This window comes from Paraburkholderia elongata (assembly GCF_013177735.1).
Classification (GTDB): Bacteria; Pseudomonadota; Gammaproteobacteria; order Burkholderiales; family Burkholderiaceae; genus Paraburkholderia; species Paraburkholderia elongata.
In genome coordinates this window covers 42,727-55,479 of sequence record NZ_WOEZ01000307.1, presented here as the reverse complement: position 1 = coordinate 55,479, position 12,753 = coordinate 42,727, and the positions used below count along the sequence as shown (strand labels likewise).

General features: G+C 58.6%; 13 protein-coding genes and 1 pseudogene. 7 read left to right on the top strand and 7 right to left on the bottom strand.

From position 1 onward, the window contains the following. The first annotated feature begins 8 nt into the window (after window positions 1–8). On the top strand, window positions 9–1,163 hold the full coding sequence (locus GNZ13_RS49205; RefSeq protein WP_172178673.1) for a tyrosine-type recombinase/integrase: 1,155 nt from the start codon (window positions 9–11) through the stop codon (window positions 1,161–1,163). A 305-nt stretch (window positions 1,164–1,468) separates the two neighbouring features. Here GNZ13_RS49205 and GNZ13_RS49200 read toward each other — a convergent pair. From GNZ13_RS49200 to GNZ13_RS49185, 4 genes and pseudogenes are all read right to left on the bottom strand, one after another. Next, window positions 1,469–1,936: pseudogene (locus GNZ13_RS49200) on the bottom strand (IS6 family transposase); the annotation flags it as partial. Window positions 1,937–2,106: 170 nt separating this feature from the next. Further along, window positions 2,107–2,556 carry a hypothetical protein gene (locus GNZ13_RS49195; protein WP_172178659.1) on the bottom strand — a complete coding sequence of 150 codons (450 nt, stop codon included), beginning with the start codon at window positions 2,554–2,556 and terminating at the stop codon, window positions 2,107–2,109. Between the two features lie 155 nt (window positions 2,557–2,711). Next, window positions 2,712–2,918: a hypothetical protein gene (locus GNZ13_RS49190; RefSeq protein ID WP_172178657.1), complete on the bottom strand. Its 207-nt coding sequence runs from the start codon at window positions 2,916–2,918 to the stop codon at window positions 2,712–2,714. 38 nt (window positions 2,919–2,956) lie between these two features. Beyond that, window positions 2,957–3,205: a hypothetical protein gene (locus GNZ13_RS49185; protein WP_172178655.1), complete on the bottom strand. Its 249-nt coding sequence runs from the start codon at window positions 3,203–3,205 to the stop codon at window positions 2,957–2,959. Between the two features lie 415 nt (window positions 3,206–3,620). Between GNZ13_RS49185 and GNZ13_RS49180 the strand changes: the two genes are divergently transcribed. Next, window positions 3,621–4,274: a TetR/AcrR family transcriptional regulator gene (locus GNZ13_RS49180; protein ID WP_172178653.1), complete on the top strand. Its 654-nt coding sequence runs from the start codon at window positions 3,621–3,623 to the stop codon at window positions 4,272–4,274. Between the two features lie 86 nt (window positions 4,275–4,360). Here GNZ13_RS49180 and GNZ13_RS49175 read toward each other — a convergent pair whose 3' ends face one another. Both GNZ13_RS49175 and GNZ13_RS49170 read right to left on the bottom strand, forming a co-directional pair. Further along, on the bottom strand, window positions 4,361–4,762 hold the full coding sequence (locus GNZ13_RS49175) for a hypothetical protein (protein ID WP_172178651.1): 402 nt from the start codon (window positions 4,760–4,762) through the stop codon (window positions 4,361–4,363). Between the two features lie 162 nt (window positions 4,763–4,924). Continuing rightward, window positions 4,925–6,211 (bottom strand): NADH:flavin oxidoreductase, encoded by a 1,287-nt coding sequence (locus tag GNZ13_RS49170; protein ID WP_236002539.1) that lies wholly within the window; start codon window positions 6,209–6,211, stop codon window positions 4,925–4,927. Between the two features lie 52 nt (window positions 6,212–6,263). Between GNZ13_RS49170 and GNZ13_RS49165 the strand changes: the two genes are divergently transcribed. Next, complete coding sequence (locus GNZ13_RS49165; RefSeq protein ID WP_172178649.1) at window positions 6,264–6,752, top strand: Rrf2 family transcriptional regulator; 489 nt, start codon at window positions 6,264–6,266, stop codon at window positions 6,750–6,752. Window positions 6,753–6,798: 46 nt separating this feature from the next. On the opposite strand, the gene GNZ13_RS49160 is transcribed toward GNZ13_RS49165, so the two are convergent. After that, entirely contained in the window at window positions 6,799–7,317 is a 519-nt protein-coding gene (locus GNZ13_RS49160; RefSeq protein WP_172178647.1) for an Rrf2 family transcriptional regulator, read from the bottom strand. A gap of 514 nt (window positions 7,318–7,831) precedes the next feature. On the opposite strand from GNZ13_RS49160, the gene GNZ13_RS49155 reads away from it, so the two are divergent. From GNZ13_RS49155 to GNZ13_RS49140, 4 genes are all read left to right on the top strand, one after another. After that, window positions 7,832–9,025, top strand: a complete 1,194-nt coding sequence (locus GNZ13_RS49155) for an oxidoreductase (RefSeq protein WP_328807422.1) — start codon at window positions 7,832–7,834, stop codon at window positions 9,023–9,025. A 77-nt stretch (window positions 9,026–9,102) separates the two neighbouring features. Further along, the gene (locus GNZ13_RS49150; RefSeq protein ID WP_172178645.1) at window positions 9,103–9,843 is read left to right on the top strand and encodes an SDR family NAD(P)-dependent oxidoreductase; all 741 of its coding nucleotides are present in this window, start codon (window positions 9,103–9,105) and stop codon (window positions 9,841–9,843) included. Window positions 9,844–9,908: 65 nt separating this feature from the next. After that, complete coding sequence (locus tag GNZ13_RS49145; RefSeq protein ID WP_172178643.1) at window positions 9,909–11,396, top strand: aldehyde dehydrogenase family protein; 1,488 nt, start codon at window positions 9,909–9,911, stop codon at window positions 11,394–11,396. Window positions 11,397–11,560: 164 nt separating this feature from the next. Beyond that, a complete protein-coding gene (locus tag GNZ13_RS49140; protein WP_172178641.1) occupies window positions 11,561–12,529 on the top strand; it encodes an amidohydrolase family protein in 969 nt (322 codons plus the stop codon). Window positions 12,530–12,753 lie beyond the last annotated feature (224 nt).

Below are 12,753 nucleotides of genomic sequence, written 5' to 3'. Positions count from 1 at the left end.
CCCCCGCCCTGCGCCCGATCGATGCGCTTGACCTGCCGCCCGACCTCGATGGCCGTCACGGCACGAACCGCGCCAACGGACGCCTGCAGGTCGCCGCTGACACCGATCTCGACGCGCTTCGCGCGTGGCTCGCCCGCTTTGCCGAGACGAAAACGACCTTCGACAACTACCGCAAGGAAGCCGAACGGCTGCTGCTGTGGTCGGTCCTGCAACTGGGCAAACCGCTCGCCTCGCTCACGCACGAGGACCTGCTCGTCTACCAGCATTTTCTCGCCGATCCCCAGCCCGCCGCACGGTGGACCGCTGACGGCGGACGCAAGCATCCCCGCCACGATCCGCGCTGGCGGCCGTTCTATGGCCCGCTGTCCGGAGCGAGCCAGCGCCAGGCCATGGTGATCCTCAACGTGCTGTTTGCGTGGCTGGTGCAGGCCGGTTATCTGGCCGGCAATCCGCTGTCGCTGTCGCGCCAGCGCGCCCGACGGGCCCGGCCGCGCATCGTCCGGTATCTGTCGCCCGAGTTGTGGCTCGAGGTCAAGACCTGGATCCAGCGCATGCCCGTGCAGACCGCTCGCGAGCGCGAACACCACGCCCGCGTGCGCTGGCTGTTTACCCTGCTCTATCTGGGCGGTCTGCGGATCACGGAGGTCGGCACGAACACGATGGGACGGTTTTTCCGCCGCGGTGACGAAAACGGCACGGATCGCTGGTGGCTCGACGTGATGGGCAAAGGTGGCAAGGAGCGGCTGGTGCCCGCCACCGCGGAAATGATGACGGAACTTGGCACCTACCGCCGGGCCTGCGGACTGCCAGCCCTGCCCTCGCCGGGCGAGGACACGCCGCTCGGGCTGCCGATTGGCCAGTCGCTCAAACCGCTCACGCGCGCCGCGTTGCACCGGATCGTGAAGGATGTTTTCAGTGGTGCGGCGCAGGCGCTGCGGGCACGTGGTGAAGACCATGCGCAGCGCGCCGACCTGCTCGAACAGGCTTCGGCGCACTGGCTGCGGCACAGCGCAGCGTCGCACATGGCGGACCAGCAGGTCGATCTTCGGCTCGTGCGCGACAATCTCGGCCATGCGTCGCTCACGACCACCAGTCAGTATCTTCACGTGGACGATGATCGCCGACATCGTGAAACCGATGAAAAGCACCGCATAGACTGGTAGCACAGACGGCTGAAGTTCAGCCTGTGTGGACCTTCGACGATCTTCGCTGAACGACCGAAGTCAGCCCAGTACTGTTGAAAAAGTCTCCGCATAACTTTTGCAATAGGCAAGCGAAAAAAACGACCTCTCAGATCGGCCCACAAACCGCTCGCGAGCATCGGTTATATGCGACGCGGTACTGTGCGGCGCCGGCCACAATCTCAAATGATCCTGAAGAAGCTGCGGCTTTTATGTGTCTTCGTTCTCTCGATGCGTTGCTCAATTGCCGCACTGCCGCCGACGTGACGCCAGCGCAACGAGAAACGAATTGCATTGTTCAGATACTTCGACGAGCGCACATGCGTTCCCTCAGGCAGCACAGCGTCAGCGATCATTTCCCGAACGGCCCGGTGCGAGGCGGCATACCCATCGAGCGTGATCGTCTCTAGTGGCTGGCCCTGATGTTTGATGGCGTTGCTAAAAAAGGCTTTGGCCGCGGTGACATCGCGCTTCGCTCTGAGCATGAAGTCCACTGCCTGAGCGGCCCGATCGACCGCACGGTAGAGATAGGCCCACTTGCCACAGATCTTCAGATAGGTCTCGTCAACACGCCACGACCGGCCTGTAGGTATACCAAACCGATTCCAGCGCTTGACGAACTCCGGCGTAAAGCGCTTTACCCAACGCATGATCGTGGTGTGTGCCAGAGACAACCCCCGCTCGGCCATCATCTTGACAAGATCACGCAGGCTGAGCTTGTAGCGCAGGTACCAGCGCACACACAGAATGATGATCTATCGATCAAAATGCCGACCGTCAAACATTTCCTTCAGACATTTCCACCTGCTCATCACCGGCCACCAGATTGATTGGATCGCTACGTTAACCGATCCGATGAGCCTATTTGCACCAAAACCATTGACAGTATCAATTCCACTGAATACATGACTGCATCGATGACGCGTCACGGTCCGCTGCAGAAAATGGCCGTCAGTAAGAGGGGGACTACTTGATGAATGACAGCGCGGCTACCGTACTGGCGCGCGTGCGCTTCTACTGACTCGGTGGCGCCAACCACCACCACGCCATAGGCTGAGTCTGCAATAGGCTGGCCATATCCGCGTTTGAACAGTGCATCATCCTGTTTATACCCGAGGATAGCGGATACGCGAAAGCCAAAGGCCGTCAAGTTGCTGCCTTGTGCCGGTCGAAATGCGTTGACCGAGTTCACTTCGACGCGCATCGGATTCGGGTCGATATACTTGGCCTTTAGCAGCGGGGCTATAAACGCATGTGCGTTCGATTTACAGTCGAGTTGCGAATCGAGCGCGTAGGCGTAGGAGGAGACCGGCGGGAAGCCGACGGCGATTGCAGTAAGCATCGTTACCCAGGTGCGGGTCGCAGAAATCTTCATCAGTTTCTCCCTTCAAGCGAGCTTGCTCTCCGGTGTGAACAAACACAATCCGGCATCAGCGTGTCCTACACCTGCTCCAGTTTCGTTACCAGCGGCCAGATCAGTATTCCTGATCGCGTTGAAGGCGCCCTTGGCGGTGATTCGACACCACCGCTTTAAGATGACGAAGACTCTGCGCACAGGTCGCGCCGACGCTCAGACCCGCCGGACTCGTCGCCATTCGTCAATGCCGATTCCAATGCCTGAACAAAACGCTGAAATGCATCGAGAGTTCCATGGACGCTTCGGTACTCGGTGCAACCGATTCTGCCGTCAAGTACGACCAGCATTCCAGCATCCCCTGCCAATTTCAGGATGTTCATTGCCTTCTCCTAAGATCGCCTGCCTATCGTCCCATCACTCACGCCGCAAGCGGGTAAGCATGCATCGCCAGCGTGCTCCTCTTTGCCGGAAACACGTTCCACGAACCGTCATCGTGCCGGAAGAAAACGATGGTCAAACTTCCGTCGACCCGTGCCTCGCCGATGCGCACGTAGCGCCTTCGATCCGTTCGTGTGCGACTGAACTCGACTACGCGTATCGTCATCACAGCAGAAGGGCCAAACCATTTGCCGACCAGCGTTCGCAAGCACTTCTCGCCGGAACCCATTTCGCTCTCCTCTGACTGCGGTGCCACCATGTCCTGCCACTTCGTGGCTTGAACATCGCAACATCCTGTCGATTACCCTGTCAATAACTATAGGTTAGTCAACCTATAAGTCAACCACCTACCCCGGAGGATTAGGGTAAACGATATTGCAACAAAATCCTTTTAAATCTGATGTTTTCCATATCCACGCCTAGGAAAAACAGGTTATTCAACCTATACTTAAACCCGGTTAGATAACCTATTTCGTTACACAAGTCCTGAAGCGGCCACGGCATACGCCCACCGCAAACGCGATGTCCGGGAGGCACAGAATTGCATCCTTGATTGTTGTCCCGCAGGGTAAGCGTGACAGCGCCGCCGGACGCTAACTTTATGCTGAACAGCGAGACAGTCAGCGCCTCAGAACGGAGTGCAAGTGAAAAAACTGACCCTCAGTTCCACAGCGATATTTGATCCGCAGACCGCCACATCTGTCAGGCAGCGCGGCAATCGGGAAAGCCGGGTGCCCGAGATCATCGATGTATCGGTCAATGTACTGATTGCGGTGGGTTACGCAGGGTACACGATCAACCGCGTGGCCAACGATGCGGGCATTCGCCTGAGCACGTTACAGCACTATTTTTCGACCCGTGAAGCACTGTTGCGCGCCACAATCGAGGAGATTGCAAAACGGTACTTCGAACGCTTTCGGAGGTTCGTCGAAAACAGAAACCGCTCTCCGCAGGCGCGGCTCGAATCAATCATCGACGATCCATTCGCAGACTTTGTCAAACCTGGATTGTCAGCAGGTATCGTCGAAAGTTGGGGATTGGCGCTGCACGAATCGTTCGCGCGCGATGTCGTTGTGGAGGCGCAGAAACAGTTCACTAGACTCTTCGCGCAGCTCGTCGGCGAAATCAATCCGGATCTGTCGATGGAGGAACGCGAATTGCGTGGTGCATTGATCGTGTCCAGTTGCCAGGGCCTAGTTATTTTTCTTCGTTGGAGTGAAGACGACGCTTCTCGAATGCATGCCTTCCGCAGGGCTGTCAAGGTCGTATGGAGTGGCCTCGGCAAAGCTGACGAATGAGCACGCGCGGCGGGGCTGCCAACTGTAAGCGTTGAACCTGCGTAACAGCAATGTGTGTTCGTTTCGAAATGACTAAATTCGCAGGGCTAACAAACCAACTTTTCAAATGAAACGCTGTCGTCCGACACGCGCATATCTCTGGTGCTCGCCGCCGCCGGCGCCTCACCTCCCGCGTAAGCTAGGAGTTCTGCATGATTGATTGTGTCGGAGAAAGGTCCCCGCCGGAGTTCATCGACTAAGGCAATCACACTTTCCAACAACTCTGTTTCGTCTGCAGCAAGACTCGCAGCATGAAAGCGCAGCAAATCCTGAAACCCGCCCACCAGACGCGTGACAACCAGACTTGAGAGAGTCGGCATTGGCCAGCTTTGCATCAGATACGTCAACGGAACCACACTTCTTCGCTCACACCAGATATCGAACAGATGGATGCACAGCGACTCTATCTCGTCAAAGGTTGCTGTTGCCTGAATTGCGTTTTTCGACATACAAAAGATAGCAACTCTAGATTCCGAAATTCGAGCGGCAGACCCGGGGCAGATTTGATCATCTGCTTTGACCTATCCGGCACCTTGCCGAGATTCTCGACCATCTGATGACCTCAAACTACGCTGGCACATACAAGGACGGCTACCGCGCCCCTCCCCCCGTCAGTCAAGATTCGCCAGCATGCCCCTCGCGTAGGCGCGCAACGTCTGCCTCCTCCTGATCTTCTCAGGCCAATCGGGGTTGGCGATGAGGGCACGACCTACTGCGACAAGATCAAAATCGCCACGCTCAAGACCGCTGTACACCAACGCAAGATTATCTTCAGGTTCACTGCCCTTGCCTTGCAGCATCTCGGCCATCGAGTTATTGAGCGTGACTGATCCGACCGTGATCGTCGGCTTGCCGGTCAGCTTTCTGGTCCATCCAGCGAGGTTAAGTTCGGTCCCGAACTCGCCCTCCCAGAACCGCCGCTGCGAGAGGTGAAAGCCATCGACGCCAGCTTCAACAAACGGTGTAACGATCTCGGCCCATTCCGATGGCGTTGTGGCGAGCCTCGCGGCGTAATCCTGGTTCTTCCACGTGGACAAGCGCAAGGTTACCGGGAACTCCGGGCCGACACGACGGCGAATTTCTTCAATGACCTCTACCCCGAAGCGACTGCGCCTTGTACGATCGCCGCCGTACGGGTCACTTCGCCTATTGGTCTCCGCCCAGAGAAACTGGTCGATCAGATAACCATGAGCAGCATGAACTTCGACTCCATCAAAGCCGAGCTGCTTCGCCGAGGCTGCGGCATTGCCATAGGCTTCGATGATCTCGCCAATCTCGCGTTCAGTCGCCGGTGCACGAACTTGAGCCAGGGGCAGTCCTCCACCGCCAATGATGCCCGATGGACCGAGCCGACTCGCTGCCTCGGCATCTTCATCAAATAGTCCTACCGCACCCTCGACTTGCGGCTTGCGAACCAGGCCGACATGCCATAGCTGCGGGAACATGCGTCCTCCCGCAGCGTGAACTGCGTCGATGACACGTCGCCATCCCGCCAGCGCGTCGTCACCATAGAAACGCGGTGCGTTCTCGTCGTGCGAAGCACTCCAATGGGGAATGAAGGTGCCCTCGGAAATGATGAGGCCAACCCCTCCCTCAACCCGACGGCGGTAGTAAGCCGCGACGTCCTCACCCGGCACACCTTGTGGAGACTTGGCCCGGGTCATCGGTGCCATGACGATGCGATTCTTCAGCTCAAGACTGCCGAGCTTCACGGGGTCAAACAGAATCTCGGAACGACTCCCGTGGAGCCGGTGTGAAGTGGCCGCGGTGGCGGCATGCCCAGGCATAGCAGTTGTCTTCCTTTCGCAGTGAGATGCCAGTCCGGCGTTCAGTTGCGCCGGCATAAAAGCAATAATAATACTTGCAATATAGACGACGTATAATGCAAGGTCAATCATTACATTATGTTTGCGTGCCGCCTCGGCCGCACGCGAATAGAATCGACGACCTATGATCGACTATCGTTTCTCGACAGCCTTCCAGATGGTCCTGAGCGTGGCGCTTGCCGACCAGGACGGTTTCCGATGCACGAGCAAGGTACTAGCTGACGGCCTTGGCGCAAATCCCAGCTTCGTACGTCAACTCCTCGTTCCGTTAAGGCAGGACGCCATCATCGACGCCTCGGTCGGCAAAGGTGGCGGGCTGCATCTCGCACGGCCGGCCGCCAGCATCACCCTGCGTGACATCTACGCCTCCATCACTGGAGAGAAGCGATTCCTGCCCGCGCGTCCATCCGTGACACCTCGGTGCAGGGTGAGCGCCAACATCGAGCCTCTCTTTGAGAAAGTGGCGGCAGATGCCGACCGGGCTCTCCTCGAGACTCTGGAGCGCCGTAACGTCGCCGAAGCACTCTCGGAGTTACTGCGACTGGACAAGCAACGGATCGCCCGCGGTGGCACCCGAATCGTTGCGGAACGTGAATTTGCCCCCGAGGCATAGGTACGGCGCCCGGTCACGATTGCGCTCTGGCGTGACAATCGCAGATTCAGGACCGGGTAGCTTTTGCGCGCACCGAGGCCGGTAGCACATCATCAGTGTTGGCGCGTAGGTTTGATCGACCGCCCCGGACAATCCGTGTTCGCTCCAGGTTCCGGATTTCGGCAATGCTGTCCGCCACCGTCCGCTGCCTCAGCATATCAAGCACAAGGGCATCGGCCTCACTAGCGATGTACTCAAAGAATTCGACAATATTTGCGCTTGCCACGCACTGACACGGCACGGCGGTCCGCGCGACCCAGATTTTCTTGTCGTCCGTGACGGAGCAGTAAATATCACGAAGCGTGATCGTCGCGGGTGCGCGAGCCAGACGGGCACCACCATTCTTGCCTAGCGAGGATGTAACTATCCCGTCGCGGCTCAGAGGCACCAGAAGCTTCCTGACGAAGCTGGCGTTGACGCCGAGCGAGTCGGCGAGCTTCTGGCTCGTACATCGCACTCCGTCTTCTTCGGCTATCTGAATCCCAAGCACCATCTGCAGTGCTGTCGGGAAGCGTAGATCAATCATTCCATCTCCATCGTCCCGTTTGTCAGAAGGCGATCACTCATTGATCACCCCTATTGCAATAATAACACTTGCAATATATGGGCCAAGAGTGGAACGCTCAAATTCCGATCTCCTTTCGAAAGCAAACCTGAAAGGATCTGCTTCCCCGGAGCGTCCCACAGCTCAAAAAAAACCTCGCCCGCGTCCGCAGCCAGGATGCACAGGAAGCGAATGGTGGATGGCGTAAGAGGCAACTGTCCCACGAAAGATCGCGTTGGTAACAGTCTGTGGGCACCACCGTTTCACCGACCGGTCGATCCAGCGTCTACCTCATGGCATCGTCCAGCGCGTCAAGCCTCCCCGCTCATCAGAAACCTGGTTTCCGTCTGCCGGCTGTAGGCCGAGCAAATGCAATTTTTACTATTGCATTTATGTTCTATACTGCTATTATCATAATTGCAATTTGTCGTGCAGCTCGTCCGCCATCCATCTTGCGCTGTGGATTTCATACGCAAAAACTCAGGAGTCCAATCCGATGACACTTGAAAACATCAGTCCGGCACAACGTGGCACTCGTCACGGCCACATAGATATGTCGGCTCTTTTCCAACCTATCACGATCGCAGGTCTCTCACTTGCCAACCGATTCATCATGCCTGGTATGCAACGCGGCTGGTGCGCTGACGGTCATGTCTCCCAGCGTCTTGCCGACTATTACGGGGCACGTGCTCGCGGCGGCGTGCAACTCACCATCACCGAATGCATCGCGGTGGATCATCCTTCGGCAACGCGCACAAGAAAATATGGCCGTCTTGCCGAGGACACGGCGGACGGGTGGGCAAGATGCATCGATGTCGTACACGAGGCCGGAGGTCACTTCTTTACTCAGATCGGCCACGACGGCGCACACCTCGCCGCGCCGGACGGCGATTACTTCGCAACGGCACCTGTCCTGAGCCCTTCCGGCCTCATGAAGCCCGGCACCGTTGTCGGAAACCCTGCCACCATCGCAGACTTGGAGGCTGTCAGAGACGCTTTTGTCCGTTCCGCGCGGATCGCCAAACGAATTGGCGCAGATGGCGTCGAAATCCACGCCTGCCATGGCTTTCTGCTCGACCAGTTCCTGTGGGCTGGCACGAACGTACGCGACGACCAGTATGGCGGCCCCGACATACGCGACCGCCTGCGTTTCCCTGCTGAGGTCGTGCGTGCGGTTCGCGAAGAAGTCGGATCCGACTTTGTGATCTCCCTGCGGTTCTCGCAGTGGAAACAGCAGGATTACACCGCCCGCGTGGCAACAACGCCCGACGAGCTGTCGACGATACTGCGCGCGTTCGACGAAGCGGGCGTGGATCTTTTCCACGCATCGACCCGCCGTTTCGGCGACCCCGAATGGCCCGAATCCGATCTCGGCCTCGCGGGCTGGACTCGAAAGCTCTCCGGCAAGCCCGTCATCGCCGTTGGAGGCGTGGGCTTGACCGTCGACGTGGTCGAAACCTTCTCGGGCAAGGACACGAACGCATCGCCGGATATCAATTTTCCGGCCTTGGTCAAACGCTTCAACGCGCACGAATTCGATCTCATCGCAGTCGGTCGAAGCGTCATCGCGGACCCGGACTGGGTCGCGAAGGTGCGCGAAGGTCGGCAAGACCTTATCCGCCAGTTCAAGCTTGCAGATCTAGGCGACATTGCGGATGAAGCCAAGCAGACTTTGACCAGGGCTTCATAAGCGGACGTTGCGAGGGTCCCGCAGCCTGATGTCGCGCCCCTTTCTACTTCCCTACCAAACAATCCACAGAGGAAAACATGACTGAGAAGACACACGAAAACCGGATAGCGGTCGTGACCGGTGCGGCACAAGGTATCGGACGAGAGCTTGCCGTTCGCCTGGCGGCGCGCGGCGCGAAGGTCGCGCTGGTCGATTTGAAAAAGCCTGTCGAAACGGCATCGCTGATCGGCGACACCGCCATCGCGATCGAAGCCGACATTTCCAACGAAAGCGGCTGGAAACACGTGGCGCAGTTCGTCGAACGCGATCTGGGTGAAGTGGACATCGTCGTGAACAATGCCGGTATCTATCCGAATATCGTGATCGACGAACTCGACTTGGACGTGTGGCGGCGGACGTTCGCCGTCAATCTCGACGCGCATTACTTCAGCGCAAAACAGTTCCTCCCCAGTATGCGCCGGAAGAAATGGGGGCGCTTCGTCAATTTCTCGTCCAACTCGATCGGCATCGCCATCACCGGCCTCAGCCATTACATGGCTGCAAAGATGGGCGTCATCGGTTTTATCCGGGGTTTAGCCAACGATGTTGCGGCCGACGGCATTACCGTCAATGCGATCCTGCCTGCGCTCACAAACACCCCCGGTACGAGCGGTGTGCCGGACGAGTTCAAGAAAAGCGTGTGGCAGCAGCAGGCCATCAAGCGTTTTGCCGAGCCAGCCGACATCGCTGGACCGGTCCTCTTTCTCACGAGCGACGACGCGGCATTCGTCACCGGGCAGGCACTCGTCGTCGACGGCGGCCAATACAAGATTTCCTGAAAACCATTTCGTTCGGCCGGGGATCCATACCCGGCCGTTGTCTTGTTCCCCAAGAGGCAAACCCCATGAGCAACAAGTTTACGGAACACGAAGCGCGCCTTCGCTCCGGCTTCATCCAGCGGCAACATAACCTTTTCATCGATGGCAAATGGACCGACGCACTGGGTCAAGGACGCACCGATGTCATCGAGCCGGCGACGGGACGCACGTTGACGACGGTCGCTGCTGGGAGTGTCGAAGATATCGATCGCGCCGTGCTTGCAGCCGACAAGGCTTTCAAGGGCGGATGGTCGACGATGCCTGCCGCGGATCGTACGCGAAGGCTTCTGGCGCTCGCAGACGCCATCGAGCGTAATGCAGACGAGCTCGCAACGCTGGAATCGATCGACGGCGGTAACCCCGTCACCCACACCCGCTACGGTGATATCTCGCGAGCAATCGACGTGCTCCGGCACAGTACGGGATGGATCGACAAGGTGGGCGGCGACGTGCCCATGAGCGATAGCCGGCCTGGCGCACTGTCGTTTTCCATCCGGCAGCCGCTCGGCGTCGTCGGCGCGATCACGCCCTGGAATGCGCCATTTCTTCTGGCCATGTTCAAGATCGGACCCGCCCTGGCTGCCGGCTGTACCATGGTGCTCAAACCTGCCGGCCTCGCTCCATTGACCGCGCTGCGCCTTGCCGAACTGATGGTCGAGGCTAACATCCCTCCGGGCGTCTTCAATGTCGTGACAGGAGAAGGCGGCGTCGCCGGGCGCGCGCTGGCCAGGCACGCGGGCATTGCGAAGATCGCCTTCACCGGTTCGACGGACACGGGCAAGTCGCTCCTCGTGGACGCATCGGGGACGCTCAAGCGCGTCACGCTCGAACTCGGCGGCAAATCTCCGGTCTTCATTTTCCCCGATGCCGACATCGAGGCAGCTACCAACGCCGTGTCATCGGGCATCTTCTTCAAGACCGGGCAGTTCTGCGCTGCAGGCACAAGGCTTTTCGTCCATGCACGGGTCTATGATCAGGTAGTGGCAGGTTTCGAGGCCCGCGCGAGGAGCGTGAAAATCGGCTCCCCCCTTTCCACCGACACGGAGATGGGGCCGTTGATCTCCGAAAGCCAACGCAAGCGCGTGCTCGAATACATCGCTGCTGGCAAGCGCGATGGCGCTGAAGTCGTAACGGGTGGGGAGGCCATCTCCGGCGAGGGTTACTACATTCAGCCGACATTGCTAGCCAACACGCGCCCCGACATGTCGGTCGTTCGTGAAGAAATCTTCGGACCCGTGCTCTGTATCTCGAAGTTCTCGGACAACGATCTCGACGCCCTTCCCGAGATGGCCAACGATTCGGAGTATGGCCTCGCCGCTGCCATCTGGACGCGGGATCTAGGCCATGCACACCGACTCGCCCGAACGATCGACGCCGGCATCATCGAGGTCAACGGTGGCGACCTCGGTGCGCTCCCCTTTGGCGGCTTCAAGCAGTCCGGCATCGGCTACGAACTGGGCAAGGCGGGTATCGAGGCCTACACGGAGACGAAGGCCATCGGGATCAAGTACTGAGCTCAATAAACGCTGTCCCGGCCGGGGGCCAGGTCAGGAGCAGGAGCCCACTTAACCGCTATCTGGCCTGGCAACCCGCCGACGCAGCTTCTTCACCTCTTCCTCACCATTGCGCCTGAGACGACTGCGGCGGACATGGTGAAAGTTACCCCGTCGAGAAAATCATGCGCATTGTCGCCCTCGAAGAGCACTTCATCGTCCCCTCACTCCTGGAGGCCTATTTCGACCTCCGCACAAACCCCGGATTTACGGCCCAGCGCAAGGCAAAGCTAGCGAACCTGGATAGCGGTCGTATCCAGGATATGGACGACCACGGCATCACTTATCAAGTCGTTTCTGCGTCGCTGCCTGGGGCCGACCTGCTCGACGGGAACGAGGGAATACGCCTCGCGACTGAAACCAACAATACGCTCGCTGCGGCGCTGCGCAGGCACCCCGAGCGATTTGGTGGCTTTGCGCATCTGCCCATGCGCGAGCCCCAAGCAGCCGCCGACGAACTGGAACGTACAGTGCGTGACCTTGGCTTCCGCGGCGCGATGGTCAACGGACTGACGCAAGACCGCTTTCTGGACGATCCTCGATTCGACCCAGTACTGGAGCGGGCCGCAGCGCTGGACGTGCCGATTTACATTCATCCCAATGTGCCACCCAAGGCGGTCTACGATATCTACTACGACCGCCTGCCGGGTCCGGCGAGTGCATTACTCGCCTCAGGAGCATTTGGCTGGCACTCCGAAACCGCCATTCATGTGCTCCGCCTGGTCTTGACCGGCGCTTTTGAGCGACACCCAGGGCTGACCGTGATCGTTGGCCATATGGGAGAGATGCTTCCGTTCATGCTTGGCAGGGCGGACGATATTCTCATCGGGCATGGCGGACTGAGTAGACCAGTCAGCGAGACGATCGTTGAACGTGTCTACATAACCACGAGCGGCATGTTCACGACGCCGCCATTGCTGACGGCGCTCACAACTTTCGGTGCGGACCGAATCATGTTCAGTGTGGATTATCCCTTCAGTCAAAACGCCCAAGGCAAGGCATTTTTCGAGACTATGCCACTCTCCCCTGCCGATCGCGCGAAAATTGCCCATGGGAATGCTGATCGAGTGCTGAAGCTCAACCGGACAATGTGACTCGTATGCATTGCGAGCAGCGCATGGGTGTCGCGATGGCCCTTCAATTATTTCACGAGTTCAGCGCCCATCGTGTCGAAGCTATACGGGTGATTACGCATCCCGTTGGAACGTACTGCGACGAGTAGTCGAGGGGGTGCCTACAACCAACCTCGAATGTCACCGTGGAGCGCGTGCAGGGCTTCGATCTCAGGACGAATACTTCGGTCTTTCAGACATTCATT

Coding starts and splice junctions, on each gene's coding strand:
- GNZ13_RS49195 (WP_172178659.1), bottom strand. CDS start 2,556: ATGAAGATTTCTGCGACCCGCACCTGGGTAACGATGCTTACTGCAATC.
- GNZ13_RS49190 (WP_172178657.1), bottom strand. CDS start 2,918: ATGAACATCCTGAAATTGGCAGGGGATGCTGGAATGCTGGTCGTACTT.
- GNZ13_RS49185 (WP_172178655.1), bottom strand. CDS start 3,205: ATGGGTTCCGGCGAGAAGTGCTTGCGAACGCTGGTCGGCAAATGGTTT.
- GNZ13_RS49175 (WP_172178651.1), bottom strand. CDS start 4,762: ATGTCGAAAAACGCAATTCAGGCAACAGCAACCTTTGACGAGATAGAG.
- GNZ13_RS49170 (WP_236002539.1), bottom strand. CDS start 6,211: ATGATTGACCTTGCATTATACGTCGTCTATATTGCAAGTATTATTATT.
- GNZ13_RS49165 (WP_172178649.1), top strand. CDS start 6,264: ATGATCGACTATCGTTTCTCGACAGCCTTCCAGATGGTCCTGAGCGTG.
- GNZ13_RS49160 (WP_172178647.1), bottom strand. CDS start 7,317: ATGATTGATCTACGCTTCCCGACAGCACTGCAGATGGTGCTTGGGATT.
- GNZ13_RS49155 (WP_328807422.1), top strand. CDS start 7,832: ATGACACTTGAAAACATCAGTCCGGCACAACGTGGCACTCGTCACGGC.
- GNZ13_RS49150 (WP_172178645.1), top strand. CDS start 9,103: ATGACTGAGAAGACACACGAAAACCGGATAGCGGTCGTGACCGGTGCG.
- GNZ13_RS49145 (WP_172178643.1), top strand. CDS start 9,909: ATGAGCAACAAGTTTACGGAACACGAAGCGCGCCTTCGCTCCGGCTTC.
- GNZ13_RS49140 (WP_172178641.1), top strand. CDS start 11,561: ATGCGCATTGTCGCCCTCGAAGAGCACTTCATCGTCCCCTCACTCCTG.